The following is a 14,808-nucleotide window of genomic DNA, read 5'->3' on the forward strand; positions in this document are numbered from 1 at the left end:
GTCATCTCATAACACTACATTGAACTTAGCTGAGCAAGTTACATGCCAAATAAGTAAAGTCCTTTTATTAGTTAATATATTAACTATTTTTCTGTCTTTTACAACACCACCTATCGTTTTGTGCCTTGAATTAGGGCAAATAATAACTGAAATAGTGCAAATTTAAATTGTTAAATTCAATAAAATCTATTAAATCATTTATTTATCGGATGTCGTTTTTTTACAATCTTAAAATCTACAATTTACGAATAATGAGAACAAATAAATTGATTATGGATGAAGACGACGATGCATACAGATGAAACAGCGACTTACTATACAGCGACTAAAAAGTACTTTTTGAATTTTCCACAGCTTGAACAGGATATTGATGCAGATGTTGTCATTATTGGTGGTGGTTTTTCCGGTATTCATACGGCATTGGAGTTAGCTGAACAGGGGGTAAAGAATATTGTCGTATTAGAAGGCCGTTATTTAGGATTTGGTGGTTCAGGTCGTAATGGTGGACAGGTTATGGCTGGTATAGGCCATGACCTCGATAATATTAAACATGAAGTAGGTGAAGAAGGGCTGAAAACAATATTTGAACTTAGTGAGCTTGGCCCACAAATTATGCGTGAGCGTATTCAAAAATATAATATTGATGCTGATTTTACCAATGGCTATACATATTTAGGTTTTAACTCTCGTCAAGCTAAGACATTAAAAAGCTGGGAAAAGCAATTTAAGACCATGAATAACCGGGACGAGATTTATTATCTTGAAGGAAAAGATGTCCAACGGGTTATTGGTTCTGAAGTTTATGGCAGTGCGCTTGTCCATATGGGGGGAGGCCATGTTCATTCATTAAATTTACTTTTGGGCGAAGCTAAAGCATGTAGTGAAATTTATGGGGTAAAAATCTTTGAACATACACCAGCAGTTGAAGTGACGTATGGAAAAAAAATTACAGTGAGAACAGCAAAAGGCTGTGTAAAGGCTAATAAAATGGTTTGGGCCTGCGATAGTTTTTTAAACAAGTTAGAACCGGAATTACATAAAACAACAATTAATACATATGCATTTCAGCTAATGACTGAGCCTTTAAGTGATGAATTAATAAATAGGATAAGTCCGATTCGTGGGGCATATAGCGATATTCGCCCAGTAATTGATTATTACCGTGTAACTAAAGAAAACAGGTTGTTGTTTGGTGCTGCAACACCGCTAGTAGATTATATTCCTCAAGACTTAAAAGAGTGGAACCGCCAATTAATGCTTAAGGTATTCCCTTATCTGGAGCATGTAAAAATCGATCTTGCTTGGGGTGGGCCAATGGCATCAACTAAAAATTTATTTCCACAAATTGGTACTTTAAAAGACCACGATAATGTCTTTTTTGTTCAAGGTTACTGTGGTTTTGGTGTCACCCCAAGTCAGATTATTTGCAAAATTCTTGCTCAAGGGATATTAGGGGGAAGTGAGCACTTTAAGTTACTGAGTTCAGTCTCTAAACCAGAAATACCTTTTAAAGACTCAATGAGAGCAACAATGTGCACGTTAGGTAAGGTATTGCACCAAATTAAAGGCTATGGGCAGGGACGCCGTTAGAAGAAAGTGGATACTAGAAAAGGAATATCTTTTGATATTCCTTTTAAAAGTCTTTTAAATCATAACGTGACTGAATATTAAGTTTTGAAAAAATATTTTTTGAATGCGTTTTCGTTGTATTCAAGCTAATAAATAGTTTTGATGAAATTTCATTATATGAAAAACCATCTTTTAATAATTTAAAAACCTCACACTCTCTTTTTGTGAGATCGTATTGATTAATTGTTTTGCAATTATTTTTATAAAATTCATGGTTGGAAATAATTTTTGTTAAAAAACTTAAACTCAGGTAGTCATTGTTTTTATTTTTATTTTTTAAAAAATTAATTATTCCAAATGCTTTATTTTTATGAGTTAGATGTAATTGTATAATATTATAAGCATCTTGTTTCTTTAAAAATTCATTATAAAAAGTCGATTTCTCATAATCAGATTTATTCATATAGTCAAGTTCGCATACTATATTGCTATGATTTAAAAAGTAATTTCCTATTTTTTTTGGATGTAAATTATCTAAATCTTTATAATATAAATGATAAAGCTCTATAAAATTATCATCAATACCTAGTGAACAGTCATAGCTAATTTCATTTTTCGTATTGATATTCCAATAAATCATTGGAGATTCATATACATTTTTATTTAAAAAAGTTAAAAGACTGAGATGTTCAAAAGATTTAGAGGTATAAATCTCATCAAGCTCATTAAAAACTTTCATATAGTTTGAGCGGCTCAACATAATCAGTCATCCTGTAATATTAAATTACGTGATGAATTCAGAGCGATCATTATATTTCTTAATTAACTTCTTATTAAAATTGGAATTTTCCCAAACTCAAGAATTAATTACTTAAAGAAATACTGGTATGTCCCTTATTCATCTACTTGCTAAGTCCTTCAGCAATGAATAAATATTAACATGTTAACTAATTTTGTCTATATTCGTTTGAAATTATTTAACTTTAAGCTTGATTTTTTATTTTATCTATATGATTTTATTTAGAATTATGTCGAATAAAAATTAACAATAACTACACCTGTAATGATAAAAGTGATACTAGTTAGGCTTGAAATATTTAGGCTTTGCTTAAACAAAAAATAGCCAATAAAAGCTTGCCAAGATGATACCCATACCAGACCATACTGCGTAAACAATTCCAATTGGTAATTCTTTTACGATTATAGAGAGCAAATAGAAGGAAACTATATAACCGAGGATTGTAATGAAACTAAAAAGAGGTTTGGTAAAGCCATCAGAAAGCTTTAAAAAAAGTTGTAGCAATTGTTTCGATTAATATAGCAATACATAATAAGAATTTAAGCATCAGAAAATTATCCCGATAATAAAAAAATAACAATCTCCCAAATCTGAGAGATTGTCCTTAATTCATTAATTTATTGCGTCATCAGCATACATATCAGCGATAATCTTCCAGTCTTGATCAATTTCTTGCCATAAAAAGAGACTTTTCATTGTAAAATGATCATTTCTATCATCGGTATAAACTGTCCAATTTACCCATGTGAGTATTAATTGCTTGCTTAATTCAGTGCTTTTAAAAATACGAAGATTAACATCACAAGATCCCTCTACAAGATCTTTTAGTAAGTTGATTAGTTTATTTTTACCTGTATATAACTCAGTCGTACCTTGCCCACTAATCTCGGTTTTATCTACATAAAGATGATCAAAGATTCCTTGTACATCTTTTTGCTTCCAAAGCGTTTGTAGGAGCTCCAATTTGGTATTCAAAATTGTTTTAGGCATGATTTAACGTCTCCCGTTGGCATAGCCTTCCAATTGGTGGATAAATTTCGCAGTTGTAAGTAATAGTGATTTGAAGTGTTCTTTACCCCAAACACTTGCTTTAGGGATAGCGCTAATGACGTCCCAATATTTAGAGCCTTCCATCATTCCATCTGCGACCACCTGACTGATGACATGGCTCGGTGTTACACCAAAGCCAGAATATCCTTGTACAAAGAAAACATTTTTATGTTTAGGATGATTGCCAATCTGTGGGAAGAGGGTGGCTGAACATTCCATAGGGCCACCCCATGCTAAATCGATATGAACATTTTCTAAATAAGGAAAGATTTTCAGCATTAATTGTCTATTCCATTTCTTTAAGTCAGATGGAATATATTCCGTGATTGCTGTCGCAGAACCGAATAACAAACGGTTTTCATTAGTTATCCTGTAATAGTCAATTACAGGGCGAATATCACTAAAAGCTCCACGAATAGGGCTTATGCGATGGATGAGTTCATCACTTAATGGCTCTGTCATAAGTTGAAAAGCATAAGTATTGATGGTCTTTTTATGTAAATAAGGCTCTAAACGATTTAAAAAAGCTCCACATGACCACAATAATTTTTTCGCTTTAACTGAACCTTTCGGTGTTCTAACTCTGATTGTTTCACCGTAGGTTACTTCTATAGCAGGAGAGTATTCGTAAATTTGTCCTCCTTGGTCGGTAAAAGCTTTCGCTGACCCCAAGAGCATATTGAGAGAATGAAAGTGACCATTGCCCATATGTTTTAACGCACAGGCATAGCTATCTGAACCGACTATTTTTTTTACTTCAACACCTTCAAGAAACTCAATTTCAACATCATTGTTAATACTCTTGTATTCTTTTTCCCATTGTCTTAATAATTTAGCTTGACGATTGTTAAATCCGAGATAGCCGTATCCCCATACCACATCTGCATCAATATTATATTTTTGGATACGCTCTTTAATAATACGCGAGCCGGAATCACTGATTTCAAAAATTGTGTTTAAGCCATCTTGTCCAACAAATTTTTTAATACGATCAAGATCATGTCCAATTCCAGCCATAATATGGCCACCATTACGACCTGACCCCCCAAATCCAATATAATTAGTTTCAAGAATGGCGATACTTTTTATACCGCGTTCAATTAGTTCAAGACCGGTATTCACACCAGAGAATCCACCACCAATAATGACTACATCTACATCAATATCATCCTCCAAATTTGGAAAGTGTAAGTCATATTTTTTTGTGGTCGTATAATAGGTTGTTGGCATTTCAACTGATAACATGATCTATATCCTTATTTCTGAAAGGTTTTCCGAAACCAATAAAAGATGAGTGAAGTTAATAAAATAAGTACTGCGCTAAGTAGTTCTTTAATAGAGCCGTAGCCAGCTTCTTCTGTATAAATCACACCAATGATTAAAATAATGAGGGTATAAATAGAGAGAAGGTAAGCAAAAGGAATCCATTTTTGACTAAGCTTTATTTCTCGATTTTGTTGTTTGTATTTATTTTTTAATAAGCAATAACCTGTTAATGCAAAAAATATTGAAAGTACATAACCCAAATTTGCTGCAATTAGGATTGCTAATGGTGATTTAAGGAAAATAATCATAAGTACATTAATCACTACTGCAACAACAATGCATCTTTCTGGAATATTGTGTTTGTTCAACTTGCTGAATTGTTTTAAGGTGAGCCCTTCTTGTGCCATACCGTATAAGGCACGCGATCCATCAGCTATACCTGCATTCACACCCATAAATAGCGCAAAGAGTAGAGAAATACTAAATAATGGTGCCCAGCGTTCACCAGTAAGTTTTATAAACATATCGATATAGAAACCGTTTGGATTAGCTAGAGCTGTTTTGGCATCAACTAGTCCTGATATACCAATACCGACAAATAGAAAAACCAACACGGTGTAAAAACCAGAACTAATGATTGAAAGCTTCATATCCCGAGTGGTTTTATATTCAGGTGCAAAACTCGCGCACATCTCGGTACCGTATGAACTCCAACAGACTAAAAATAACCAGATAGCTAAAACTTTAAAGCCACTTAGTGTTGTAAAGTGCTCCAAATGAAAGTTTTGCCATAATCGCTCTAATTGCCAATCACTACTAAAAGGGGCCAAAGCTAGAACAGAGACTGGAATTAAAAGAAAAATCCCCATAATTTTTGAGACCTTTGCAGCAAGGTCAATTCCTCGTCGATTCAGGATCCAAAATAAAATGATGATTACAATTGCAAATATTTGGGGTAATTCCAGACTAGTAAAACCTAATGACAAAGTGAAATGGCTTTTAGGGAACCATTGTTCTTTGATAATTGAACCGGCACTTACACCAACAATTGATAGAACTGCAGACCATCCCATCCAATAACCAAAAGATGCAATGGGACCAGCCAACGAAAATTTATTTTTCCAGCCTTCAGTTGCGATGAGGGCAATGCCACCCGATTTATCTGGAAACATAGTGGCTGCTTCTAAGAAGAACCAATTTTGCAAACTGCCAATTAAAGCTGCGAAAACCCATACAAAAATTGCGGTAAATGCTCCTAAATATCCGAGTGCAAAACCGAAAGACGCAAAAATTGCTCCTGAGACACTCATTGATAGAGCAAAAGCATCTGTCCACTTTAACGTTTTATCTAACAACATCTTTAATTCCATTTAAAAGATTGTTTGATTATTTAAGCTGCAAATTAATTTTTAAAAATCACCCATTCGGGTGATTTTTTATGAACACAGAACATGGATGATTCTTATGCAGAGAATGCTAGGCAAACCATATCAACAAGGAGGCTTGAGATGGAAATTTATAAAAGGCTGCCTTTTCTTTTAATTAGTTTTTTAATGACAAACGTGACATATGCTCAATCTCAAATGGAAGAATTAAGCTCAATTCATATAACTGGGAATGTGCTTCTGGCAAATCAATACAACTTTCGCGGTGTATCTATGACTAATAGGAAACCAGCTATACAAGGGGGGATTAATTTCTCTCATAAGTCTGGAGCTTATTTGAATTTATGGGCGTCAAATCAAAATGTCTATCCTGAAAGCTCTATAGAGGCTGATATTTTTTTAGGTTACATCTGGAGTTTAAGTGAGCATTCCTACTTAGACATCGGAGTTGTAGATGTTAACTATGTGGGTTCACCAAGTGAATTGAATGCTGACTTCAATGAGTTCAATTTAATTTATAACCGGGTCAATTTGTTCATGGCCAAGGATAAACTTAGTGCCGCACTTTATTTTTCACCAGATTACACAACCAGTTCTGGGAAAGAATATTATACAAATATTTCATATAGTTACCCTTTAAACAATACATTTAACTTATTTGGTTCAGCCGGTTATACCTTACTTGAAAATAAGGAAAAGTTTCTACAAGTGTTTGGTGGTGAGGGAACTCAAAAAGCTTACGTCGATTACAAAATAGGAGTCCGCGCAACACTTAAAGGGTTAGACGCGGAATTATCATGGATTGATACCACGATTGATACATCTAATAAAAATATGCAAGGGACGCTCTACTTGAGCGTTGGGAAAAGCTTTTAGAGTACTGAAAAACATATTGTTATTGATTGAAATATATAAGGTGTACCTATGTCGTTTTTTTACAAGATTGGCAAATCTTAGTTTGTTATTAATAGCACGTCAGGCATGAATTCAGCATTTTTGAAAAAGTTTTCATGTGTAAATTGAAATAAATGTAGAGGTAAGCAAATGGCTTTAACAAGTATCGGAAAACTCAACCAGCTTGAACATTTAGATGCATGGGGACAGATTACAGATCTAGGTGGTGAAGTATTAGATGGTTCACCAAATGTAAAGGTCTTCGGAAAAATGTCTTTAGGTGCCCCTACAGATGCGATTAGCTCAGGTTATTTTGGTACAGAAAAAGGTAAATACCGATTGGTATACCCATTCAGTGAGCAGGCTGTGATTATTTTTGGTGAGGTAGCTATTACTGATGAATCAACTGGGGTGACTACAACATTTAAAGCAGGTGATTTTTGGGTAGTCGAAAAAGGAACTTCAACGGTATGGGAAGTCAAATCAGACTTCTTTATCAAACATTATTTTGCTGTTGTCTAAACCGTTTAAACATCAAATCAGTGTGCTTTTTCCCATTAAAAAGATGTCATTGATTTGATGTTTTTATTCTTTTATTTCAATTAAAGTGAACAATTTTAAAAGCTAAAATTAGTCGCTTTATATACATGATCATAGGAAGATTGTATGAATACGTCTATGTATATAAATGGTCAAACAGTACTAGGGACAGGTAAAACGATTGATGTTATTAATCCGGCAACATTGGATGTAATAGCAACTGTCTCATCAACGACACCAGAACAGCTAGATGATTGTATTGCCAAAGCAAAGCAAGCTTTTGCAACCTGGAAAAATGTAGATGACCAAAAAATCGTACAGGCATTTCATGCAATTGCCGAAGATATTTTGTCTCAAAAAAATGAGCTTGCTATTCTTATTACTCAAGAACAAGGCAAACCCGTTTTTTTGGCGCAGTTAGAGGTTGAGCTTACAGCGCAGTGGATCAATTATATTGTAAGTTTAACGATTCCCGTCGAGCATTATCAGGAGACGAATGGCAAAAAGATTACGGTTTATAATCGACCACTTGGGGTTATTGCATCTATTACACCGTGGAACTGGCCATTTATGATCGCTGCCTGGCATCTATTTCCTGCGCTAAAAACTAAAAATTGTGTGATTAATAAGCCATCAGAATTTACGCCGTTGAGTACTATTAAGCTGGTCGAGATTATCAATAAACATTTACCTGCCGGTGTATGTAGTCTGGTATTGGGTGATGGGCAAATCGGTAGTGCGCTTACGGCACATCCGGTTGTTGAAAAAGTGACTTTTACAGGCTCAACAAGTACGGGGCAACGTATACTACAAAATTCAATCAACACATTAAAAAGTGTTGTACTTGAATTAGGCGGAAATGATGTTGGGATTGTTTTGGATGATGTAGATGTTGAAACTACATGCCAGAAGCTATTTATGTCCGCTTTTTTAAATGCTGGCCAGACTTGTGCATGTCTGAAGAGACTATATGTGCATGACAATATCTATGATCAGGTAGTCCAGAAACTTACCGAGATTATTAATGCTCAGGTATTAGGGGATGGTTTGGCAGCTTCGACAACTTTTGGCCCAGTACAAAATAAAATGCAGTTCGACAAAGTGCAGCGTTTGATTGAAGATGCAATTGAACAAGGTGCGACAGTAATCCGTGCTCATCAATCACTTCCTGAAAAAGGTTATTTTATTGCCCCGACTCTTGTTGTAGATGTAAATGAAGAAACAGCAATTGTAGAACAAGAACAATTCGGTCCTGTTTTACCTATTTTACGCTTTAGTGATATTGATAAAGTCGTTGAATCTACAAATCAAAGTGAATTTGGCCTAGGTGGTTCGGTCTGGACTAAAGACTTGCAAAAAGCGCAGGAAATTGCCGAAAAAATGGAAACAGGGACGGTCTGGATTAATAGCCATGCAGATCTTTCCCCGGAAGCAGCTTTTGGGGGCTGGAAGCTTTCTGGTTTAGGGTATTCTTTTGGTATGGGGGGGCTGCTGCAATATACCCATAAGCAATCAGTTCATATAACAGAAGCCTGATTTTTTAAATACATCAGTTGTGTCTTTCGCCATTTAAGTTTTTTAAATGGCTTTTTTTATATAAATTAGTTACTTATTGAAATATTAAGAATGTCGTTTTTTTACAAGTGATCTTTAGTGTTTTCATTTAATTTAAAACTGATGACAGCAATTTTAAGTCTTAAGATTCTAGTCAAGAATTTTCTGCTGGGTTCATAAATTTGCTGCACAAGACAGGTCGATTTTGAAAATCTTATCTTTAAGAGAATGAAGAGCAAAATAGACAGAGCTATATAGTTTTATTCTCGTTCGCGGGGAGCTTATATGAATAATGGAAATAATCTGAAAAAAGGCAGTCTAGGACTATGGACGGTCGTATTTTTTGTTGTTGCAGCTGCATCTCCATTGACTGGAGTCGTGGGTGCAATGCCTTTAAATTTTATGTTAGGAAATGGAGCAGGCGTACCCGGCTCTTTCATTGTAGCTGCTTTACTACTGATTATTTTCAGTTTTGGTTTTATAGCTATGAGTAAATATGTCGTCAATGCTGGGGCTTTTTATACGTACATTGTACAAGGTTTAGGTGTTGGACCAGGCATTTCGGGTTTAAGTGTTGCTATTTTGGCATATACGGCAATTCAACTATCAGTGACAGCCATGTTTGGCTTCTTTACTCAACACTTGGTCGTTTCTCACTTGGGAATTGATATATCTTGGTGGGTTTATGCATTGGCTATGCAAATTGTGGTCATATTACTGGGTATTGCAAGAGTTGAAATTGGAGGAAAAATTCTAGGCCTCTTAATGATTCTTGAAGTGGGTATTATTTTGCTAATAGATATTGCGATATTCCAGAAGCCCATAAATTTTGAATTTACTTCATTTCAACCAAGTACAATTTTTACCAATCATTTTGGTATTTCAATGGTATTTGCCATCTGTTCATTTATAGGATTTGAGGCAGCGGCAATTTATTCTGAAGAATGTATAAATCCTAAAAAAGTGGTGTCTAGAGCTACTTTTATTGCTGTAGGTTTAATCGCTATATTTTTTGTATTTACCTCTTGGAGCTTTATCCTTTATAGCTCATCTGGAGCTATTGTAGCAATAGCAAGCAAAGATCCGGGAATGTATGTGTATGATGTGGCTACCGCTGTTTTGGGTAAATGGTCAGTAGACGTAATGTCGGTTTTATTATTAACAAGTCTATTTGCTGCTACTCAGGCTTTTCATAATTCACTTGCACGATATATGTATACCATTAGTCGTGATGGCTTATTTTGGTCAAAGCTTTCAAAAACTCATGCTAAACATCAAACCCCATATATTGCCAGTATTGTTCAAGGCATTATCATAATGATGTGTATTGTCGTATTCGCAGTTATGCATTTTGATCCGATGATTGATATCTTCTCATGGTGTTCGGCTTTTGGAAGTATGGCAATTTTAGCTTTACAATTTGGCGTAAGCTTGGCGGTTATTTCATATTTTATTAAAAATAAAGACCTCAAAGTTAGCATGTGGAGCCGCTTAATTGCTCCAACTATTTCAAGCATAGGAATGGCTTTTATTCTTTATCTTGTGATTAAGAATTTAGATATCATGAGTGGTAGTAATAGTCCGACTATTTATATTATGCCTATAGTTTTATTTATAAGTATTATTGCTGGGTTAGTGACTGGTGCTTTCCTAAAGAAAAAACATATTGATCTTTATAATAATATTTATAGTTTAGTTAAAAGAGTTTAATAAAAAAGGCGATGTATAGTCTCTTATGCATCGCTCCATCTATGAAGAATAGAAAAAACTAAAATAATTTATTAATAAGTCGTTTTTTTACAATATTTAACTGTCCTCGCTCTGCTAAAAATAATTACTCCGGATGCATTTATCCATTCATTTATAAGGACATAAGAGCGATGAATAAAAATTTATACCGTTTTATAACACTCTCAGGGATATTAATGGCTGCATGTAAAACACATGCAGATATTGAACTTTATAAAACTGATGATACACAAATTTCAGCGAATATCATTGCAACTATAGGGACCTTTTATAGTAAGAAAAATTATATTCCAAATGCTGAAAATGAAAGCTATAGCTGGCAAGAAGGGTATCTGCAATATGGTCTAAATGCAGAACAAAAAATTGGGGAATTTGGTTCTGTATATGGTAAAGCCAACTTAGTGAGCGCAGGTACTTGGGGAGATGGTGATGCAGCAGGTTTTACTGATGGTAGTGAACGGGCAACAAAAATTGAAGATGCTTTTGTTGGCTGGAAATCAGGCGATTTAATTCCATGGCTTGGACATAATGGGTTAGATATTTCTTTTGGTCGGCAAAATATCTGTTTTGGAGATGGTTTTCTGATATGTGCAGATGCACCGAATGTCGGCCATTCACCCCTTTTAGGTGAAGCTTTCAACCGTAAAGGTGGTGGAACCTATTACTTGGCAGGGCATCGAAATTTTAAAGATACCGTCGTGGTTAAACTTGGAAATCAAGAGGGCTTACACGGTAGCCTCTCTACTTTTAAATCAAATAATGCAATTCAAGCCTATTCAAAGTTTTATGCGGCTACCTTAGATTACACTGATACTAAAAAAGGAACTCTAGGCTTTACTTATTTACATAATGAGTCTATTGATCAGGCTTTTGCAAAACAGGTTTCATCAATTTTATCTGACCGAGAAGGAATGAATGTATATAGCTTACGTGGTCTAGGTAGCTTAGGTATAGAAAATCTCTGTACACGACAAAAATAGATAACTCATTGAAATAATGTCACAATAATTGTTTTCTAACGACGAATACTATGACACATCTCAATGAGTTATATCTTATCTTAAACAAATCTCTAAAATGGAACAAGTCACATTTAAAGTGCTTTGCGCTCATCATGCTTGTGATTATTTTAAAGCAAACATGTAATCTTTCTTCTGCATCTAAAGCCTTGCCCATCAAGTGTTTACCACAATCATTTTATCGACGTATGCAGCGCTTCTTTGCAGGTCAGTATTTTGATTATCGTCAAATTTCTCAGTTGATTTTCAATATGTTTTCATTCGACCAAGTGCAACTGACTTTAGATAGAACCAATTGGAAATGGGGAAAACGAAATATTAATATCCTGATGCTCGCAATCGTTTATCGTGGAATAGCGATACCTATCCTTTGGACATTGCTTAATAAACGTGGAAATTCAGATACGAAAGAGCGTATTGCTTTGATTCAACGCTTTATAGCCATTTTTGGTAAAGACCGTATTGTGAATGTGTTCGCAGACAGAGAGTTTATCGGTGAGCAGTGGTTTACATGGTTAATTGAACAAGACATCAACTTCTGCATTCGTGTTAAAAAACTTCATTGTCACCAATCATTTAGGAAAGAATCATAAAATTAGTGATTTATTTCGCCATCTTAAAGTTGGTCAAATTGAATGTCGTAAACGACGGATTTTGGTTGGTCGGGTGAAACTATATATAAGTGCACTACAGTTAGAAAATGGAGAGCTTTTACTCGTCGTTTCTCCTCAGTTTAATGCCAATGCTATTCAGGATTATGCATTACGCTGGGAAATTGAAACCTTATTCAGTTGTCTCAAAGGACGCGGGTTTAATCTTGAAAATACGCGCTTGACAGACCCTAGACGAGTGAAAAATTGATTGCGGTGTTAGCTATAAGCTTCTGTTGGTGTTACTTAACGGGTGAATGGCAACATAATCAAAAAAAAGCGATAAAAATAAAGAAGCATGGACGACTCTCAATGAGTTTATTTCGCTATGGTTTAGACTATGTTCAAATGGCGATTCAGCGTTTAATTGGTTTTGGGGAAAAAGAAGAGTTTAAGGAAATTTTGGCAATTTTAAGAAAGCAGAATCCTGATAGGATAAGGGTTCTGTGAAATTTGTCGTGTACAGAGATAGAAAATACACTTTTTGGTTTTGAATATGCGGTTCAAGACAAACGCGATGCCAATACTGAAAATGCTTGGTATATAAAAACTGGCTATACCTTCAATACCGCTTGGAAGCCTTCTTTTACGCTGAGATATAGCCGTTTTTCAGAAAAATGGGACAACTTGTTCGTTGGTGCGTTGGAATATGGAAAATGGTTTCAGGGAGAAGTGGCATATAACTATTCAGGACCATTTAATGCCAATACACAAATTTCAAATTTCGGTTTTAGTGTCAGTCCTCATGAAAAAGTAACATTAGGATTGCAAGCCTATGATTTTGATACTTTAAAGAAAGAAAATAATACTGATTTATCGGGCCAAGAGCTTGATTTATATGCTTTATGGTTTGTGAAACCCAACCTCACAGTATCTCCATTATTGGGAATTTATAAACCGAAATATGATTTGGCACATAACGGTTTACAAAATGGAGATGATAAAACCAATCTTTATGCACAACTGGTTTTAAATCTCTCATTTTAAAAATTAGTGAATTTAAGTTTCCTTGGGAAGTAAGCAGGGTTGTTGAACAACCCTTTATTTAATGAATGATGTGGATATTTGAATGATGAATTTCTTGGCTCCTGAAGAACAACTTACACTCATACAGCGTGGTACACATGAGATCATTTCAAAGGATGATCTTCTAAAAAAGTTAAGAGAAAATCGCCCGTTAAGAATTAAGGCCGGATTTGATCCGACCGCTCCAGATTTGCATTTTGGTCATACGGTTCTTCTTAATAAACTTAAGGTATTCCAAGATTTAGGTCATCAGGTATTTTTTCTTATTGGCGATTATACCGCTAGAATTGGAGACCCTTCTGGTAAAAACACAACACGACCTCCATTATCACGTGAACAGGTTCTCGAAAATGCAAAGACTTATCAAGAACAGGTTTTTAAAATTCTTGATCCGTCAAAAACCAAAATTGTTTTTAATTCCGAGTGGTTTTCTCAAAAAACGGCTGCTGATCTTATTCAATTGGCTTCACAACACACTGTTGCACGTATGATAGAACGTGATGATTTCAATAAACGTTATAAACAACACCAGCCTATCGCAATTCATGAATTTTTATATCCATTAATTCAAGGTTATGACTCGATTGCGCTTGAGGCTGATGTTGAGATGGGCGGGACTGATCAGACCTTCAATTTGTTAATGGGACGTACATTACAGGAACGTTATCAGCAAACACCACAAGTGTGCATTACTGTTCCTCTTTTAGAAGGTTTAGATGGGGTGAATAAAATGTCTAAATCTTTAGGAAATTATATTGGGGTATTTGACACACCGGGTACAATGTACCAAAAAATTCTTTCACTTCCCGATTTATTAATTGAACGCTATTTTGATTTGCTTAGTTTTAAAACAATAGATGAAATTAAAGTCATACTTCAAGAGATGTCTGAAGGCCGTAATCCGCAAGAAGTTAAACGTATTCTTGCCTTGGAATTGGTAGAGCGTTTTCATGGTCCCGAAGCTGCTGCAACTGCAAATAAAAGCACAGGTAATATTATTACTCATGGAGAAATCCCGGCAGATATTTCAGAAGTCTTCATCTCACGTAGCGAATTTGGAGGTGAAGTATTTATTACTTCTATTTTACGTAAAGCTCGTTTAACTACAAATGCAGCTCAAGCTAAAGATGCTTTGAGTAGCGGTGCTGTAAAAGTTGACTGGGAAAAAGTAGATTCCACATATTCTGTAAAAAAGAATGGGACTTTCATTATACAAAGTAGTAAAAAGGCAATTGCAAAGGTTACTTTTGTAGATTAATGCTTAGTAGTATCTAATATTATATGTGAAGCAATTGTTCAGTAATTAC

General features: G+C 34.9%; 15 protein-coding genes and 1 pseudogene. 11 read left to right on the forward strand and 5 right to left on the reverse strand.

Translation table 11 applies throughout. The annotated features are described in order from the left end of the window. Positions 1-288: 288 nt before the first annotated feature. Entirely contained in the window at positions 289-1,590 is a 1,302-nt protein-coding gene (locus tag EGT34_RS00795) for an NAD(P)/FAD-dependent oxidoreductase (RefSeq protein ID WP_023896675.1), read from the forward strand. Positions 1,591-1,633: 43 nt separating this feature from the next. Here EGT34_RS00795 and EGT34_RS00800 read toward each other — a convergent pair whose 3' ends face one another. The 5 genes and pseudogenes from EGT34_RS00800 to EGT34_RS00820 all read right to left on the reverse strand — a co-directional run bounded on the left by EGT34_RS00800 (position 1,634) and on the right by EGT34_RS00820 (position 6,042). Beyond that, the gene (locus tag EGT34_RS00800) at positions 1,634-2,329 is read right to left on the reverse strand and encodes a helix-turn-helix domain-containing protein (RefSeq protein ID WP_024437452.1); all 696 of its coding nucleotides are present in this window, start codon (positions 2,327-2,329) and stop codon (positions 1,634-1,636) included. A 266-nt stretch (positions 2,330-2,595) separates the two neighbouring features. Next, positions 2,596-2,915: pseudogene (locus tag EGT34_RS00805) on the reverse strand (DMT family transporter). 65 nt (positions 2,916-2,980) lie between these two features. Further along, the gene (locus EGT34_RS00810; protein ID WP_002047467.1) at positions 2,981-3,358 is read right to left on the reverse strand and encodes a hypothetical protein; all 378 of its coding nucleotides are present in this window, start codon (positions 3,356-3,358) and stop codon (positions 2,981-2,983) included. A 3-nt stretch (positions 3,359-3,361) separates the two neighbouring features. Next, on the reverse strand, positions 3,362-4,663 hold the full coding sequence (locus tag EGT34_RS00815) for an NAD(P)/FAD-dependent oxidoreductase (protein WP_024437451.1): 1,302 nt from the start codon (positions 4,661-4,663) through the stop codon (positions 3,362-3,364). An 11-nt stretch (positions 4,664-4,674) separates the two neighbouring features. After that, complete coding sequence (locus EGT34_RS00820; protein ID WP_002047297.1) at positions 4,675-6,042, reverse strand: APC family permease; 1,368 nt, start codon at positions 6,040-6,042, stop codon at positions 4,675-4,677. Between the two features lie 93 nt (positions 6,043-6,135). Here EGT34_RS00820 and EGT34_RS00825 point away from each other — a divergent pair, with 93 nt between their 5' ends. The 10 genes from EGT34_RS00825 to tyrS all read left to right on the forward strand — a co-directional run bounded on the left by EGT34_RS00825 (position 6,136) and on the right by tyrS (position 14,759). After that, positions 6,136-6,945 (forward strand): TorF family putative porin, encoded by an 810-nt coding sequence (locus EGT34_RS00825; protein WP_225489006.1) that lies wholly within the window; start codon positions 6,136-6,138, stop codon positions 6,943-6,945. Positions 6,946-7,113: 168 nt separating this feature from the next. Continuing rightward, positions 7,114-7,485 carry a cupin domain-containing protein gene (locus EGT34_RS00830; RefSeq protein WP_024437450.1) on the forward strand — a complete coding sequence of 124 codons (372 nt, stop codon included), beginning with the start codon at positions 7,114-7,116 and terminating at the stop codon, positions 7,483-7,485. Between the two features lie 144 nt (positions 7,486-7,629). Beyond that, the gene (locus EGT34_RS00835; protein ID WP_024437449.1) at positions 7,630-9,039 is read left to right on the forward strand and encodes an aldehyde dehydrogenase family protein; all 1,410 of its coding nucleotides are present in this window, start codon (positions 7,630-7,632) and stop codon (positions 9,037-9,039) included. A gap of 303 nt (positions 9,040-9,342) precedes the next feature. Then, a complete protein-coding gene (locus tag EGT34_RS00840) occupies positions 9,343-10,767 on the forward strand; it encodes an APC family permease (protein WP_002047437.1) in 1,425 nt (474 codons plus the stop codon). A 215-nt stretch (positions 10,768-10,982) separates the two neighbouring features. Beyond that, positions 10,983-11,786: a hypothetical protein gene (locus EGT34_RS00845; protein ID WP_225489048.1), complete on the forward strand. Its 804-nt coding sequence runs from the start codon at positions 10,983-10,985 to the stop codon at positions 11,784-11,786. Positions 11,787-11,920: 134 nt separating this feature from the next. Then, positions 11,921-12,418 (forward strand): IS4 family transposase, encoded by a 498-nt coding sequence (locus tag EGT34_RS21410; protein WP_222110443.1) that lies wholly within the window; start codon positions 11,921-11,923, stop codon positions 12,416-12,418. A 73-nt stretch (positions 12,419-12,491) separates the two neighbouring features. Further along, a complete protein-coding gene (locus tag EGT34_RS21415) occupies positions 12,492-12,686 on the forward strand; it encodes a transposase (protein WP_025464875.1) in 195 nt (64 codons plus the stop codon). A gap of 101 nt (positions 12,687-12,787) precedes the next feature. Next, entirely contained in the window at positions 12,788-12,925 is a 138-nt protein-coding gene (locus tag EGT34_RS21420) for a hypothetical protein (RefSeq protein ID WP_267285288.1), read from the forward strand. A gap of 3 nt (positions 12,926-12,928) precedes the next feature. Beyond that, positions 12,929-13,462 (forward strand): hypothetical protein, encoded by a 534-nt coding sequence (locus tag EGT34_RS00855; protein WP_024437594.1) that lies wholly within the window; start codon positions 12,929-12,931, stop codon positions 13,460-13,462. 82 nt (positions 13,463-13,544) lie between these two features. Beyond that, a complete protein-coding gene (gene tyrS / locus EGT34_RS00860; RefSeq protein WP_024437593.1) occupies positions 13,545-14,759 on the forward strand; it encodes a tyrosine--tRNA ligase in 1,215 nt (404 codons plus the stop codon). The last annotated feature ends 49 nt before the right edge of the window (positions 14,760-14,808 follow it).

This window comes from Acinetobacter sp. FDAARGOS_558, assembly GCF_003937785.1.
GTDB classification, from domain to species: Bacteria; Pseudomonadota; Gammaproteobacteria; order Pseudomonadales; family Moraxellaceae; genus Acinetobacter; species Acinetobacter baumannii.

Bases quoted from the DNA above. Each gene is read 5' to 3' on its own strand.
- EGT34_RS00795 (WP_023896675.1), top strand. From the start codon at position 289: ATGCATACAGATGAAACAGCGACTTACTATACAGCGACTAAAAAGTAC.
- EGT34_RS00800 (WP_024437452.1), bottom strand. From the start codon at position 2,329: ATGTTGAGCCGCTCAAACTATATGAAAGTTTTTAATGAGCTTGATGAG.
- EGT34_RS00810 (WP_002047467.1), bottom strand. From the start codon at position 3,358: ATGCCTAAAACAATTTTGAATACCAAATTGGAGCTCCTACAAACGCTT.
- EGT34_RS00815 (WP_024437451.1), bottom strand. From the start codon at position 4,663: ATGTTATCAGTTGAAATGCCAACAACCTATTATACGACCACAAAAAAA.
- EGT34_RS00820 (WP_002047297.1), bottom strand. From the start codon at position 6,042: ATGTTGTTAGATAAAACGTTAAAGTGGACAGATGCTTTTGCTCTATCA.
- EGT34_RS00825 (WP_225489006.1), top strand. From the start codon at position 6,136: ATGGATGATTCTTATGCAGAGAATGCTAGGCAAACCATATCAACAAGG.
- EGT34_RS00830 (WP_024437450.1), top strand. From the start codon at position 7,114: ATGGCTTTAACAAGTATCGGAAAACTCAACCAGCTTGAACATTTAGAT.
- EGT34_RS00835 (WP_024437449.1), top strand. From the start codon at position 7,630: ATGAATACGTCTATGTATATAAATGGTCAAACAGTACTAGGGACAGGT.
- EGT34_RS00840 (WP_002047437.1), top strand. From the start codon at position 9,343: ATGAATAATGGAAATAATCTGAAAAAAGGCAGTCTAGGACTATGGACG.
- EGT34_RS00845 (WP_225489048.1), top strand. From the start codon at position 10,983: ATGGCTGCATGTAAAACACATGCAGATATTGAACTTTATAAAACTGAT.
- EGT34_RS21410 (WP_222110443.1), top strand. From the start codon at position 11,921: ATGCTTGTGATTATTTTAAAGCAAACATGTAATCTTTCTTCTGCATCT.
- EGT34_RS21420 (WP_267285288.1), top strand. From the start codon at position 12,788: ATGAGTTTATTTCGCTATGGTTTAGACTATGTTCAAATGGCGATTCAG.
- tyrS (WP_024437593.1), top strand. From the start codon at position 13,545: ATGATGAATTTCTTGGCTCCTGAAGAACAACTTACACTCATACAGCGT.